A 13955-nucleotide genomic window follows, 5' to 3' on the forward strand; every position below is an offset into this window, starting at 1 on the left:
GATCCTTTTGCGCATATGCGCCTGTTTTCCGACGGTCCCGTTCGTTTTCTTCCATCCATCCAGCAGGCTGATCGCGTTCGTTGCCGACGCGCGCGGACCACTCGGCCTCCGAACGAACCTTCCGGAGGACATATGCTCACTAAATCCACCACCACCTTGCTGGCCGGCGCGATCGTCGCACTCGCGCTCGGTAGCAACCCCGCATTCGCCAAAAAGACCCAATATCCGCTCACACTCGAAAACTGCGGCCGGCAGATCACCATCAACAAGGCGCCCGAGCGCACTGTTGCGATCGGTCAGAGCACGACCGAGATTCTCTATATCCTCGACCTGGCCGACAAGGTGGCGGGGACCGCCGGCTGGTTGGGGCCGGTGCTCAAAGACTACGAGGACGTCAACGCCAAGGTGAAGCGACTGGCCGACTACGAGCCGAGCTTCGAAAGCGTGCTCGCGACCAAGCCGGACCTCGTCACGGTGCAGTTTGAATATTTCGTTGGCCCCGAGGGCGTCGTTGGCAAGAATCAGCAGTTCGAGGAACTTGGCATTCCCGTCTACACCTCGCCATCCGATTGCGTCGGCAAGGACAACAAGGGCGGCGGCGATGGCGTGCGCCACTCCGTCTTCGACATGCAGCTGATCTACCGCGAGATCGAGGAACTGGCCAAAATCTATGACGTGCAGGACAAGGGCGCCGAGGTGATCGCAGACCTCAAGGCACGCGAGGCGGCAGCCCAGAAGAAGACCGGCGCGGCGAGCGGCAAGATCTCCGCCGTCTTCTGGTTCTCAAGCCAGCAGATGGAAACCGATCCCTATGTCGCCGGCACCAACGGCGCGCCGGGCTACATTCTTCGCACGCTCGGCATCGACAACGTGATCAAGACCGAGGAGGAATGGCCGCTGGTCGGCTGGGAAACCATCGCCAAGGTCAACCCGACGATCATCGTCGCCGGCAAGATGGAGCGCCGCCGCTATGCGGCCGACGACATCGCCGTCAAGCTCAAGTTCCTCAAGGACGATCCGGTCACCAGCCTGATGCCGGCGGTGAAGAACGACCATGTCGTCGTGATGGACGCGCAATCGATGAACCCGACGATCCGCACCATCGACGGGATCGAGATCATCGCCGACGCGGTCGAGAAGTTCGGCCTCGGCCAATGACGACAGCCACCGCGTCATGGACGAAAAGATCGGGCGCCGTCTTTGCGGCGCTCGTCATGCTCATCATCGCGCTCTGGCTCGGGGCGGCGATTGGCGAGACGGCAATCCCCATGGACATCGTCGCCAAAACGGTCGCCAACCGCCTCTGGTCGGCGGGCTATCCGCTCGAGCCGCTCGACGAGGGTATCATCTGGAACTATCGCCTGAGCCGCGCAGTCGTCGCCGCCTGTTGCGGCGCGGCGCTCGGCCTCTCCGGCGTGGTGCTGCAATCCCTGCTGCGCAATGCGCTTGCCGATCCCTACATCCTCGGCATTTCAGCCGGCGCTTCAACCGGCGCTGTCAGCGTCGCGATCCTCGGTGTCGGCGGCGGCCTGCTCACGCTGCCGATCGGCGCCTTCGCCGGCGCGCTGCTCGCTTTCGGGCTGGTCAGCCTGCTCGCGGTGCGGGCGGGGAGCGGCACCAACGCCATTATCCTTGCCGGCGTCGCCGGCTCCCAGCTCTTCAACGCGCTGACCTCCTTCATCGTCACCAAGGCTGCGAATGCGGAGCAGGCGCGGGGCATCATGTTCTGGCTGCTCGGCAATCTCTCGGGCGTGCGCTGGGAGGATGTCGGGCAGTCCTTTCCCGTCGCGCTCGCCGGATTGCTGGTCTGTCTCTGGCACGCGCGTGCGCTTGACGCCTTCACCTTCGGTACAGAATCGGCCGCCTCGCTCGGCATCCCCGTCCGCCGCGTCTACGTCGTTCTCATCGGCGTGTCTGCGCTAATGACCGCCGTGATGGTCGGCATTGTCGGCTCGATCGGCTTCGTCGGCCTTGTGATCCCGCATGCCGCCCGGATGCTTGTCGGCGTCCGCCACGGCGTGCTGTTGCCGGCTTCGGCGATGACAGGCGCCGTCTTCATGATCGTCGCCGACATCGTGTCCAGGATCATTCTCCCCGGCCAGGTTCTGCCAATCGGCGTCATTACGGCGCTGGTAGGCGCACCGGCCTTTGCCATGATCCTGACCCAGAAGAAAGCTCGCGCATGACAATATCCGCCCGTAATATCTCCTGGTCGATCGGTGGGCAGACGATCGTGAACGACGTCTCGTTCGACATCGTGCCCGGCGAGTTCTTTGGCATCATCGGCCCCAACGGGTCGGGCAAGACGACACTGATCTCGCTGATCTCCGGTCTGCGCAAACCGAGGAATGGGCATGTAAACCTCTTCGGCGAGCCGATGGCTTCGCTTGCCAAGCGGCAGATTTCACAAAGGATCGCGCTTGTCGAGCAGCACGCGGAGACAACGGAGCGTATCACCGCCCGCCAAGCCGTGGAACTCGGCCGCACACCGCACCTCGGTGCCCTGACCCCCTGGTCGCAAGCTGATGACGCGATTGTCGACGCAGCGCTCCGGGAAGTGAAAATGTCGACGTTCGCGCATCGACTTTGGTACACGCTCTCGGGCGGCGAGCGCCAGCGCCTGCACATTGCCCGCGCGCTGGCACAGCAGCCTGAGATCCTCATCCTCGACGAGCCGACGAACCACCTTGATGTCGGCCATCAGCTCGGTCTTCTCGAGCTCGTCCGGCAGCAACGCGATCTAACCGTCATCGCAGCGCTTCATGATCTCAGTCACGCTGCGATGTTCTGCGATCGTGTCGCCATTATGCATGGTGGCCGGCTTGTCGTGCTCGGTCCGCCCGCGGAGGTGCTGACCACAAAAGTCATCACCGATGTGTTCGGCGTCTCGGCCGAAATCGAACGTGGCGACGACGGCGAGCTCCAGATTCGTTACCGCCGTCCCAAGCCACACAGACCCCAGCTTCAGCTGGTGCAATCGGTGTGAGGCCAGGATGAACGTCGCCCATCGCCGCAATCACGATCTCAAAGAAGACATCCGCACCTATTGGTCGCAGCGATCAAAGACCTTCGATCTCGCCTTCGGCCACAAGATCGCCGATGGCCCTGAATTCGATGCCTGGGCAGCAGCTATCCGCAAAGAAATTGGCGATCGGCCGCTCAAGGTCCTCGAGCTCGCCTGCGGCACTGGCGAGATCACGCGGGTCCTGCTTTCGCTTAGCCATGAGGTCACGGCGCTCGATTTCTCGGAAGCAATGCTGGTCGTCGCGCGCGCCAAGCATAACGACAACCCAAACGTCCGCTTCATTCTGGCCGACGCCGAGAACACAATGGAACCGGATGCATGCTATGACGCGGTCGTCTGCCGCCATCTCGTCTGGACGCTGATCCAACCGGCCCAGGCCTTCGCCGACTGGCATCGCGTGCTCAGACCGGGCGGCCGGCTTCTGTTCTTCGACGGCGATTGGGCGACGCCGACGCGCCTAGGGCGGATGGCATCCGGGCTCATCTGGCTCATGGAACGTGTCATCGGCCATGATCCTCACTATGACGGCGCGATGGGCGAGCGCCACGCGTCCATCATGCAGCGCCTGCCGTTCGGGTCGGGCTTAAGCCCGGTCCTGGTCGTTCCGATGCTGGAGCGCGCCGGATTTGACGCAGTGCGGGTCATTTCGCACGATCGGGTAGCGCGAGGGCAGAGAGCCCGAGCGAATCTCCGAAACAAGTTGCGTACCATTGTTTATCGTAAGTTCGTCATCGGCTGCATTAAGACGTGAGATCGCAATTCCTATGCTGTGGCGGATCCTGTTGCTCATCAAACCCGCAAAAAAATGGATCCACCACCGGGAGCGTTTTGGGCCATCAGACTAGACTTGTTAGTGCGTCGATTGACAGCGTAATTACTGGAGGAAAAGCCGCTTTCCTTCTAAGATTGTGTTCACGCAGGATTTCTCAATGACTGTAGATCGTGCAGACGCAGTGCTTCTCAAGGCCGTTCAGAAAAATAATCGCCTGACATCAGAAGTGCCGAAAACATTGAACCTGTCTCCGACAGTGCGTCGGGGGCATTTCCGAGATCGCACGAACGGCCGGTATTCATGTGAGCCAGCTTTTCCGCTGGAGTAAGAAGCTCGCCGGATCTCTGCGCCGTCCGTCCCGCAGTTCATTCCCGTGGAGGTCGTCGAGTCGCTGCAAGCGCCCCCTGTGGAGCCGCTCTCCGCTGTTGGGCCGCCCCGCATAGGGGCCCGCGAAAGTGCGATCATTAGTGCGGCGGTGCCGCTGCCGGTGTGAGCGTCCGGCGAAGGCATTTCGCTTGGTCGAGAGGCCGAGATTATAGGCCGCGTTTCATTTCGTCTGCCATAACGCGTTCGACCAAATCCGGATCGCATTGTTCATCGACGAGAAACTGGCGGATTCCACCATCCCATGTCCGTATGTCGGCGAGAAGATTTTGGAGCTCGTCCACGCCGTTCTCGGTCAGGCCCTTTGTGCCGTATTCGCTGCCGTCGCGGACATAAAGCAACTCGCCCTCGCTGATATTATCCGAGTTGGCGGTCACCTCTTCGATCAACTCGAGGTTCTCGCCGATCATCTCAGCGACCTCTTTGAGGGTATAGATGACCCTTGAGCGTGCCATCACGCAGCCTCGTATCGGTCTTTTTCCGGAGTCCACTGCCACGGGAGCAGTTCCTCAAGTCGATCCTTCGGATGGCTCTGGATCCTGGTCAGGACGTCTGTCAGATAGGCCTCTGGATTGTGGCCATGGAGTTTCGCTGTCTCGATGATGGTCAGGATATTGGCGATGCGCTCGCCGCCCTTGTCTGAGCCGGCAAAGAGCCAATTTTTTCTTCCAATTCCGAGTGGCCTCATGGCGCGCTCAGCTATGTTGTTATCGATTTCGACACGGCCATCGTCAACGTAGACGCTCAAAGCTGCCCATCGCGAGAGAGCGTATCGCATCGCTTCTGCAAGCTTCTGTTTCTGCGGCAGCGTCGAAAGGGTCGTTTCAATCCAGGCCTTGAGGTCCGCCAGAATGGGTCTGGCGTGTTGCTGGCGCAGTATTCGCCTCTCGTCAGCCGACATGCCGCGGATACGATCCTCGATATCGTAGAGTGCACCGATGCGCGACAGAGCCTCGTCGGCGATCGGAGATGGCTTGAGCTTGATCACATCATGGAACTTGCGGCGCACATGCGCCATGCAGGCAGCTTCGATGATCTGGTTGCCGTAAAGCTTGCTATAGCCTGCATACCCATCCGCATGCATTACGCCGCGGAAGTGAGCGAAGTGTTCAGCGGGATGCACGCCCTTTCGGTCGGGGCTATAGTAATAGGCGATCGCTCCGGGCGTGGGATCCTGATAGCCGCTGCCATCGAAGACATAGACCCAGACCCTGCCGGTTTTCGTCTTTCCTCGTCCTGGGTCGAGGACATCGACCGGGGTATCGTCCGTGTGTATTCGATCGACGGCCGCGATATGGGCTCTGATCAGCAGGATGAGCGGGGCCAGCAGGACTGACACGCGACCGACCCAGTCCGCCATGACGGAGCGGGAGATGTCTACCCCCAGCCGGTCGTACATCTCGGACAAACGGTAGAGTGGGATATGATCGTCAAATTTGGCGACCATGATGTGTGCGAGCAGTCCTGGTCCAGGTTTGCCTCGCTCGATCGGCAAGCTCGGCATCTCACCCGATACCGTTGTATCGCAGTCCTTACAGACCATGCGCTTTTCGATATGCCGGACGATCTTCACAGAAGCCGGCACATGCTCCATCACCTGGACCACCTTGTCGGCCGCCTTCAGGAAGGACATGCCACCACAAGTCGGGCAACTGCAGGGTGCTGTGTACACCCGCTCTTCAGTCGGAAGGCCATCCGGCAGAGGTCTGCGTTTCGGCTTGTCAGGGGTATCATCCAGATCTGGCAGCAGGCCTTTTCCGGATCGAGCATCAGCCTCGGCGCGAGAGGCCTCGATCTCCTCGAGCATCAGTTCGAATTGCTCAATCTTCCGATCGATCTTTTCCGAGGATGCGCCGTGCTGCCGATGTCGGAGCAGTTCCAGCTGCGCGCGCAGAAGACCGATGATCGAGTCGCGTTTGATGACTTCGGCTTCTTGCGCGCTGAGTTTCGCCGCCTGTTCAGCGACGAGCGCGCGCAATGCCAATAGCTCGTCCTGACTGTCCAGCGGCGGTGCTTTCATGCCCAAAAACATAGCCGATTTGCAGCGAAAGCACTAGCGGTTTGCCCCGGATGTCCCTGTAAAATATAGCTTTTAACCCGTGCGGCCAGGGGCGGAAGTCCACGCTGGTCGGCGCCAGTCAATCCCTTCAACAAGCATCGACAACTGAGCCTGCGTCAGATGCGCAACACCATCTTTCGCCGTCGGCCAAGGGAAGTATCCGCGCTCGAGAATCTTGTAGAATAGGCAGAATCCTTGGCCATCCCACCATAGAAGCTTGATCCGGTCGGCGCGCTTTCCACGGAACCCGAAGATCGCTCCGGAACCCGGCGCTTCCTTGATCACCGCCTCGACCATAGCAGACAGACCATCGATACCGCGCCGCATATCGGTCACCCCGCAAGCCAAGTAGACCCGCACATTTCCTGTCGGCCCGATCATGCAGCCTCAACACACGCGATCAACGATGACAGCGTCTTGCGTTCAATGTCCGCCGGAACTTTCAAACTGCGACCATTTCGTAGCTGGATCTTGATAAGCACTGGCGCCCCGCCGGCCGCCGGCATCTGCCCGAGGCTTATTTCGTTGACCAGGTGGACCGGAAGGAACGATGCCGACACATCGAAGTGGCTAAGCGTTTTCCGCCATAAACGGATCTGCGCAGGATAAATGTCATGGCGACGAGCGACATCACCAATGCGGACGCCCGGTTGATCGGCTTCGGCCAATATCGCCAGCTTCGCTTCCTTCGACCACCGCCGCCTACGCTCAACGCCGGAAATGATCTCCATGCGAGCCATGCCAACCTCTCAGATCTGAAATTAGTGTCAGCACTAATGCTGGTTCTAATGCCAGAACATCGCCTAACTGGCTCGTTCAGCAAAATCCCCTCACCGGACGCTCACCTGCCGGTGATGATGCATACGTTTGTGGCTTGGGGTAAGGGAGTCCAGCGAGTGCTTTCGCCGGCCCATTAGTTGGCGGCCGTTACTCATATGCAGCTTAGCGCCTACATATTTACCAACTTTGGTACTCTTGTTCAGGATTGCGGTTCACTGCATTCGGTAGACGACAGCACCGCCCGTCAGGCCCGCCCGGCAGCCGTGAACAGAAGCGTTTCGCTCTCGGCAAAACGCCTCTCCCCGTCTGCGATCGATAGCGAGAGTGGGATGGTTGCGGCGGAGGAATTGCCGTAGGTCTCAATCGTGCGCACTGTCTTTCGCAGATCAATCCCGAGATTGCTGCAGACGGCATCGAACATACGCGCATTGGCCTGATGTGGAATGAAGCGGGTCGATATTCGCGCCGGCAATCCCGGCCTGCTCCAGCGCTCGTTCCGAGGTCCTGGTCATCAGCGCGACGGCGCGCGAAAAGACCTCGCGGCCGTCCTGCATCGTCATCAGGAAATCCGGCCCTGGCTTCAACGGAGAAGGGTCGGTTGCTGCCGCCGGCTGGGATATGGATCAGATCATAACCGCTACCGTCCGATACGAGATCGGCTGAGACAAGGCCGCATTGACGGTCCCAGCCCGGCGCAAGCACGACGGCGCCAGCAGCATCCGCAAAGAGCACGGCGCTCGCCCTATCGGAAGGATTGATGCGGCGACTGAGGATATTGGCGGCGACCACCAGCACGGCGCGGCCGTAGACGCGGACGAAGCCGTCCGCAAGGGTCAACGCGTAGAGAAAGCCTGAACAGGCGCCGGCCAGATCGATCGCACCGGATTTCTCAAGGCCCAGCCGATGGGCGAGCAGCGGCGCCGAAGGCGGCAGAAGGTGGTCCGGGGTCGAGGTGGCCAGCAGCGTCAGACCGATGTCGTCGCGGGTGATCTCGGCATCTCGAGCGCCATTTTCCCGGCTTCGGCGGCGAGGCCGCTCAGCGTCTCGGCAATACGTCCGCCCCTTCGCTGGCGGCCAAAGAACGATGGCGCGATGCCGAAGCGATTTGAACCGCCGTTCAGCAGCCGAACATGCGGTTCGTTCCGGATCAATCCGGACGGCAGCAAGACATACATCGAGCCCGGCAGCGATTGGTGAACCATCGCGTGGCAACGATCTCTCAAATGCGGGGCTTGCTACTTGAGCGAAGCGTCGCACTCGCACAAACAGCCAGCCGCCCTCAGCGCTTGATCCCGCAAATCATATCCGACGCTCGTGTGGAACTGACGGACCTGACCCGCGACATGATCGGCATGCTACTCCTTCTTGACCGCAGGTGAACGACAAGGGTCGTTACTTCGACAAGAAGATTGCGGCCATCTTCCGAGAGAGCGCCGTCTGCCAACGGCTCGCCAGGATCAGGGGCGTCGGTCCCAAAACGGCGACGGCCATATTGCCGCAGTCGGCGATGGCTCCGACTTCAAGAACGGCCGACATATCGCTGCCTAGATGCGATTGGTCCGCGACAACATTCCAGCGGGGGATCGAAAGGTTCGGCTGGGGATCAGCAAGCGCGGGAGCCAACACCTTCGCACCCCGTTGGTCCACGGCGATCGGGCTGTCGTTCGAACCGCCTGCCGAAAATCGGACCCAATGAGCCAACTTGGCGGGAAGCACGTCAGCCAGATCGACGCGAACACATCGGTGGCAATCGAGACATCCGGGAACGACCGCCGCGTTTAATGGTCGTGACGACATCGGACACCTTGGAAAAAATGCTTGCCAACTCGGTGTACAGGTCTTTGCCAGCGCTGGTAAGCACTACGCCGGTTCCTAACCTCGCAAACAGCGGGGCACCAAGCTCGTGCTCAATGACTTTGATCTGCCGCCTGATCTCTCCTGATGTCACGTTCAGCTCGGAAGCTGCAAGCTCGAACGAAAGATGGCGTGCCGATGCCTCGAATACCTCGAGGGCAGCGAGAAACGGGAGATCATAACAAGGATGGGCCATTGAACACTCCACTCAGATCAGCAGGCGCGAACCGAACGACCGGGTATCCACGTCGTCCTCCGGCCCATAAAGGACTGCCGCCAGTCTACGAGCGTTAAAGTTGCAAGACTGAAATCAGTCACCGCCGGGCTCCGTGACGGAACTGCGGCCGTCCGTCGTGACCCATGCGAGTTGCATGCTGGTTGGCGCACCATTCTGCGTCGTCCATACCGACCGGCCGGCCCGCCCGACCGGCTCGTCGGATTTCCGACATTCTTGTCCAGCTTCGGACACGCGTTCGCGCGGCAGATGCTCGGGACACCGATGCTTAACGGTCGCTTGCGCTCGAAGCTCTAACCGTTGTCGATGACCGCACTGCCGTCGCCGCTGTGCCTGCAGTTTTGTCTCGCCCACGGGGCTTTCTGAAAATCCACCTGTTTGCCGACTGGCTCCCCAAGAAATTCGAATCATTGTAGCTCTCCGCAATGAAGCGCAGGCAGTGTCACGTAAGTGCTTGTCTGCTCCCAATATCATCCTCCGGTACATGGGCAGATCAAAAAACCGACGGCTCACTTCGAACACCGAATCCACAAAATCTCGTACAGCGGTTTTTCACATACATGGACCCAGTGTTCGACAACGCCCAACGTATCTCCTTCGCCACCCTCTGCTTATTGCTGCCATCGAGAAGCAGCGCGATGTCAACCACCGGAAGCATGTCAAAGCTTTCGCGTTTCGCGCGCAGCATGTCGTCGAGTTTGGCTACGAGATCCTTGCGCATGAGTGCAACTTTGTTATGACGATAGAGTTGGCATTTTCTTATTTGACTGGCAGCACGAATAATCGTCGGAAAGCCTGGCTAGCGCGATGCGGTACTTCCGTGGTGTTATGCTCAATATCTATAAGAACGCGAACCTCTGGCACGGCATGCGTAGGCGCGTGCGCGCTTCGTGTCGCCTTGCATAGGCTGCAAGTTTTCCCCCAGCGAGTTTTGCGATAGCGTCATCATGGCCGCCCCTCCGTGGGTGCTGACGCCTTCTTGGGCACCTGGAAAACCCAGTAGTGCGCGTCCTCCTCGGCGAGGTATCTGCCGTTGCTCAGACACTGAGCCAGTAAAAGGACGCCCTCATCCTGCAGACGCCGCACCTCGCCTTCAAAGAATGTCGTCTCCGCATAGCTCTTGCGGGTGCTTGCAATGATGAATCCGTTCGGGCGGGTGACGCGAGCCAACTCGCGCAACCCATCCGGTCGGACGTGTCCGAGCGTGAGGACGCCGCAGCAGACGGTTAGGTCATAGCTCGCGCTGGAGTAGTCGGAGAGCCGCCCGTTAAGGTCGACATCGCCTCGGGCATGGCGGTATACGCCGGTTTGCCGGGCCTTTTCTGCCATCTCTTCGGAGAGATCGAACCCGTCAATCAACCGGAAGCCGAGGCGTTCCAGTTCCACACCGACCAGCCCTGTTCCGCAGCCGGCGTCTAGAATTGCGATGGCATTTCGCTGCCCGGCCAAATAGGCCGTCTGCACGGCGCCTGCCAGTTCCGCTACGATCATCGGCCCGCAGTACCCGACGCGGGCTTGATCCAGATCGAAGGTACTCGCCCATCCGCGATATAAGTGGGCCAAGCGAACGGCGTCGCCATCAAGGGCATGGGACGCCTTGATGCGCTCTCGTACGGCTTGCTCCGGTGCTGTCTGCTGATCCAGGGTGTTCATAACAGTTCCTCTATGTAGGGGTAGATGATCATCGGCAGCGCTCCCGTCCGGCACTTGCTGCCATTCGCAAACGAGGGCATCAAAACTCGTGCCAATTGCCCGACCGAGGCGAAGAAAATTTTTGGTAACTGTTTCAGCGGTTTGGCCCGAGGCAAAATAGGGAATTGGCTAAACAAGCCTGTGTCGCGGACACGACAAGGCTGACAGAATGTCCGATGCTATGCCTTGAAACCCCTATACTCTGACGCCTCCGGGGACAGCGACTGCGGCAGGCGCGCCCCCTCTCCCCCACAGGTAGTGTTATGGGAGTTCCGCACATCCGCTGAGGGAGGACAGTATAGCGGGCTGGTGTTATTCAACGTCACCGATTCCTGCGCGCGGGCAAGCATGCCGTTGAGGACGGCGCAGCCGATGGCGACTTCGGTCTGCTGAACGGACAGCAATCGTGCCCGCAAACGCCGCCCGATGATGGACTTGTATCGCCGCTGGTCCCTTTGGTCGGAAGGTCGATCGTCGATCGATACGACGGCGTTGACGCGAGGGGGAATGACGATGGCGACAGCCGCGCTGTGATTGACGTCTGCGTCGTAAGTTGGCTTTCCATCATAGGCACCGTCGGCAGTAAACTGTCCGATCGGACCGCCAATCTGGTCGAGTAGTGGATCAACTTGAGACATCGCAGTGTTGGGCAATGATCTCGCCGTTGTCGGCATCCAGTGCCAGATGCAGCTTGCGCCAACTGCGTCCGCGACAGCTTCTTGCGAAACACGACAGTTACGTCAGCCGCCGCCCATGCAACTGGCCGGGTAGCAGCGGCGCATTGCTGCGCCGCCGCGAAACTTGGCAATTGCGATGCCGTCGGGCAGGCTGGCATCCAACCCATGTCCACCTGGACAACCGATCCCGACAAAATCATCGCCGCCGTCAAACGTGGGCACCAAGTGTTAGATTCCATCCACTCTCATGTTCGCCTTTTCAAGCAGCAGGCATAGAAATTCTCCCGCCCGATTTTCTCGGACGTCGTGTTTCGCATGAGTGCGTCCTGGGGAAAGCAGGAGGCACGGTCAATGAACGACGGTTGATCATGCTCTGATACGCGGGTTGAGTACCGCCGGACCTGATGCGTCGCGGAGCTTCCTCAGTCTAGTTGGCAGCGTCGGAATTAAACCGGCTGATAGTGGAAACGAGGGTTCTCCTGCCGTGACCGTGCCCCCAGCCTTGCCCAGGTGCACATGGCTTCTGATGGGTTCGTTCCTCCTCCTCTTTGCTTTCCTAAGATTTGGCGATGTTCAACGCGGTGAGACCTGGCATGCAATCGCCCAGACAAAGCCCGACAGTTCACGGGCAATCGCCGTGGTTACGGTCGTTGCCGGCTTTCCGGCCTTCGTCAGCTTGCGATAACGGCTGCACAGCCGCTCCTGCGCTTTCCATGCCGTGTCGCGGATCGCTTTTGGGAGCTGCTCCTGGCGCAGCAATTGCTCGCCACTCACCCTTGCGGGAAACCGGTAGCTCCAGGCCGCCTCGATCAACATGCGGCGTGCGGTTCCGTTCCCCGCTTTTGTAATGCCGCCCTGACGTCGGGTTGCGCCGCTCGAATGCTCCGATGGTACGAGCCCCAGATAGGCCATCAGTTGACGCGGATTGGTAAAGCGACTGATATCGCCCAATTCGGCAATCATCGTTGCTGCGGTCACCAAAGCCATGCCGCGCAGCGATTGCAGCGCCTGGACGACTGGGGCCAATGACCAATCGCTCAACATGATCTCGATCTGCTTCGTCAGCCGATCGCGCCGGTCCGTCGCAGCCTCGATCGTCGCGATATGATCCTCAAGCACAATGTGGTGGGCTGGTTGCGCGAAGCGAAGACCGGCCAGCCAGCGGCGGTGCATCTGCGTCCAGGCTGGACGGCCATAATGGCAGCCATGGCGCAGCAGGAACCCACTGAGTTGCTGGCGTGCCTGTCGCAGGCTGCGCACGGCAGCCAGGCGTGCCCGCACCAGATCGCGCATTGCCTCATGGGCGGGATCGGGGATCCAGACGGCGCTCAGCTCCCCAGCGCGATGAAGCCTTGCCAGATTGTGGGCATCCCGGCGGTCCGTCTTGATGCGATCGCCTGGCTTTCGCGGGATCAAAGACGGGGCGACAACGACGCAGTGATGGCCAGCGGCAGACAGTTGCCGCTGAATGCCGTAGCCGCAAGGTCCGGCTTCGTAGCAAAACTTCAGCGTCCGCCCCGACTGCGAAAGCTTCGCCAGCATGCGGGCCAAGGCCGTTGGTGTGTTTACGATCTGGCCAAACGCGCGCACGTCACCGCGCTTACCGCCATCGGCAAGTGCCACCGAAATCGTTTCTTTGTGAACATCTAATCCGACGTATGTGATAGTCTCGTCCATGGCCCGTCTCCTATGCATGAGGCTCTACGAGAGGACCGCTCTCGCAACCCTCGATACCTGCATATTGTGAGACGGGTCACCCAGCCCCAGGCGAACATTTAGTCTAGCGAACGGATTAGCCAATAGACACCATAGCCGGTCGGTCCGGCCCCGTAGCAGAAATAGACCCGATTGAGTTTGGGTGCGGATCCGCTGGATAACTTGGTGCATGTTCATATCCGAAATGTCGACCTCGCCGAAGAAACGAACCTCCCCATCCGGTAGCTTCCGCAATCGCGATGGCGTTCCTCGCTTCGATTCCGACAAATGCTTCTATAATCCGCCCCCGCTCGTCCTCCTGTGATGAGAATCGGCTCGGCCCGCCCGAGCAACCCTCGCACGCGCAGCGTAGGGCGAGCCTTCTGACCAACGGAGGCGAACACACGGTCTTACAAAGCTTCGCATGAGTTCACACAGTTCGCTGGGGGCAAATAGCAACAGCGACGGACGTTGCTTGCACCTGAATTCGGAGACATTCGGATGCAAGGCTCAAGCCGCAGATATTCCTCTTGCCACTTTGTCCCAAGACACCGGTGCCTTTCGCGACCCCATTGGTTTCTCTATTGCCAGATGCCTGACAAAATTTTGTCCGCAACGGTCAGGCACTGACGGAAGGCATGAAGATATTCTATTGAAACGGCAGGGTTTTCTATATTGGTATGACTTTTGCTGATTAAGCAGCGACGTTACTTCGAACAGGGCCTTTCGATGTCTATACCGAGAATTTTCTTCAGAACCTCAATCGCACGCGATTCGTCGAA

Annotated in this window: 12 protein-coding genes and 3 pseudogenes; 5 read left to right on the forward strand and 10 right to left on the reverse strand. The window is 59.7% G+C overall.

Annotation, left to right across the window (positions count from 1 at the left end):
• Positions 1-132: 132 nt before the first annotated feature.
• The 5 genes and pseudogenes from RHIBR816_RS38125 to RHIBR816_RS38700 form a co-directional block, all read left to right on the forward strand.
• Complete coding sequence (locus RHIBR816_RS38125; protein ID WP_018240448.1) at positions 133-1158, forward strand: ABC transporter substrate-binding protein; 1026 nt, start codon at positions 133-135, stop codon at positions 1156-1158.
• Entirely contained in the window at positions 1155-2186 is a 1032-nt protein-coding gene (locus RHIBR816_RS0130845; RefSeq protein WP_018240449.1) for an iron ABC transporter permease, read from the forward strand. The genes RHIBR816_RS38125 and RHIBR816_RS0130845 overlap by 4 nt, the downstream gene beginning before the upstream one ends.
• Positions 2183-2986: an ABC transporter ATP-binding protein gene (locus tag RHIBR816_RS0130850; RefSeq protein WP_018240450.1), complete on the forward strand. Its 804-nt coding sequence runs from the start codon at positions 2183-2185 to the stop codon at positions 2984-2986. Before RHIBR816_RS0130845 ends, RHIBR816_RS0130850 begins: the two co-directional genes overlap by 4 nt.
• A gap of 7 nt (positions 2987-2993) precedes the next feature.
• Positions 2994-3776 carry a class I SAM-dependent methyltransferase gene (locus RHIBR816_RS0130855; RefSeq protein ID WP_018240451.1) on the forward strand — a complete coding sequence of 261 codons (783 nt, stop codon included), beginning with the start codon at positions 2994-2996 and terminating at the stop codon, positions 3774-3776.
• 178 nt (positions 3777-3954) lie between these two features.
• Positions 3955-4053, forward strand: a pseudogene (locus RHIBR816_RS38700) (ArsR family transcriptional regulator); the annotation flags it as partial.
• 277 nt (positions 4054-4330) lie between these two features.
• Here the strand turns inward: RHIBR816_RS38700 and RHIBR816_RS38705 are convergent.
• The 10 genes and pseudogenes from RHIBR816_RS38705 to RHIBR816_RS0130925 all read right to left on the reverse strand — a co-directional run bounded on the left by RHIBR816_RS38705 (position 4331) and on the right by RHIBR816_RS0130925 (position 13155).
• Positions 4331-4636 carry a hypothetical protein gene (locus tag RHIBR816_RS38705; RefSeq protein WP_018240452.1) on the reverse strand — a complete coding sequence of 102 codons (306 nt, stop codon included), beginning with the start codon at positions 4634-4636 and terminating at the stop codon, positions 4331-4333.
• Positions 4636-6201: an IS66 family transposase gene (locus tag RHIBR816_RS0130865; protein ID WP_034817459.1), complete on the reverse strand. Its 1566-nt coding sequence runs from the start codon at positions 6199-6201 to the stop codon at positions 4636-4638. The genes RHIBR816_RS38705 and RHIBR816_RS0130865 overlap by 1 nt, the downstream gene beginning before the upstream one ends.
• A 72-nt stretch (positions 6202-6273) precedes the next feature.
• On the reverse strand, positions 6274-6621 hold the full coding sequence (tnpB, locus tag RHIBR816_RS0130870) for an IS66 family insertion sequence element accessory protein TnpB (RefSeq protein WP_018240454.1): 348 nt from the start codon (positions 6619-6621) through the stop codon (positions 6274-6276).
• Positions 6618-6971: a transposase gene (locus RHIBR816_RS0130875; RefSeq protein WP_157628282.1), complete on the reverse strand. Its 354-nt coding sequence runs from the start codon at positions 6969-6971 to the stop codon at positions 6618-6620. Before RHIBR816_RS0130875 ends, tnpB begins: the two co-directional genes overlap by 4 nt.
• Positions 6972-7232: 261 nt before the next feature.
• Positions 7233-8069 (reverse strand): annotated as a pseudogene (locus RHIBR816_RS34870) (beta-ketoacyl-ACP synthase III); the annotation flags it as partial.
• Between the two features lie 668 nt (positions 8070-8737).
• Entirely contained in the window at positions 8738-9070 is a 333-nt protein-coding gene (locus RHIBR816_RS36730) for a LysR family transcriptional regulator (RefSeq protein WP_245262777.1), read from the reverse strand.
• A gap of 532 nt (positions 9071-9602) precedes the next feature.
• Entirely contained in the window at positions 9603-9830 is a 228-nt protein-coding gene (locus RHIBR816_RS0130910; protein ID WP_018240461.1) for a hypothetical protein, read from the reverse strand.
• Between the two features lie 224 nt (positions 9831-10054).
• Positions 10055-10762 carry a class I SAM-dependent methyltransferase gene (locus RHIBR816_RS0130915; protein ID WP_018240462.1) on the reverse strand — a complete coding sequence of 236 codons (708 nt, stop codon included), beginning with the start codon at positions 10760-10762 and terminating at the stop codon, positions 10055-10057.
• Positions 10763-10980: 218 nt separating this feature from the next.
• Positions 10981-11506: pseudogene (locus RHIBR816_RS34880) on the reverse strand (transposase); the annotation flags it as partial.
• 545 nt (positions 11507-12051) lie between these two features.
• The gene (locus tag RHIBR816_RS0130925; RefSeq protein WP_018240464.1) at positions 12052-13155 is read right to left on the reverse strand and encodes an IS110-like element ISSfr2 family transposase; all 1104 of its coding nucleotides are present in this window, start codon (positions 13153-13155) and stop codon (positions 12052-12054) included.
• Positions 13156-13955 lie beyond the last annotated feature (800 nt).

It is taken from the genome of Ensifer sp. BR816 (genome assembly GCF_000378985.1).
Classification (GTDB): domain Bacteria; phylum Pseudomonadota; class Alphaproteobacteria; order Rhizobiales; family Rhizobiaceae; genus Sinorhizobium.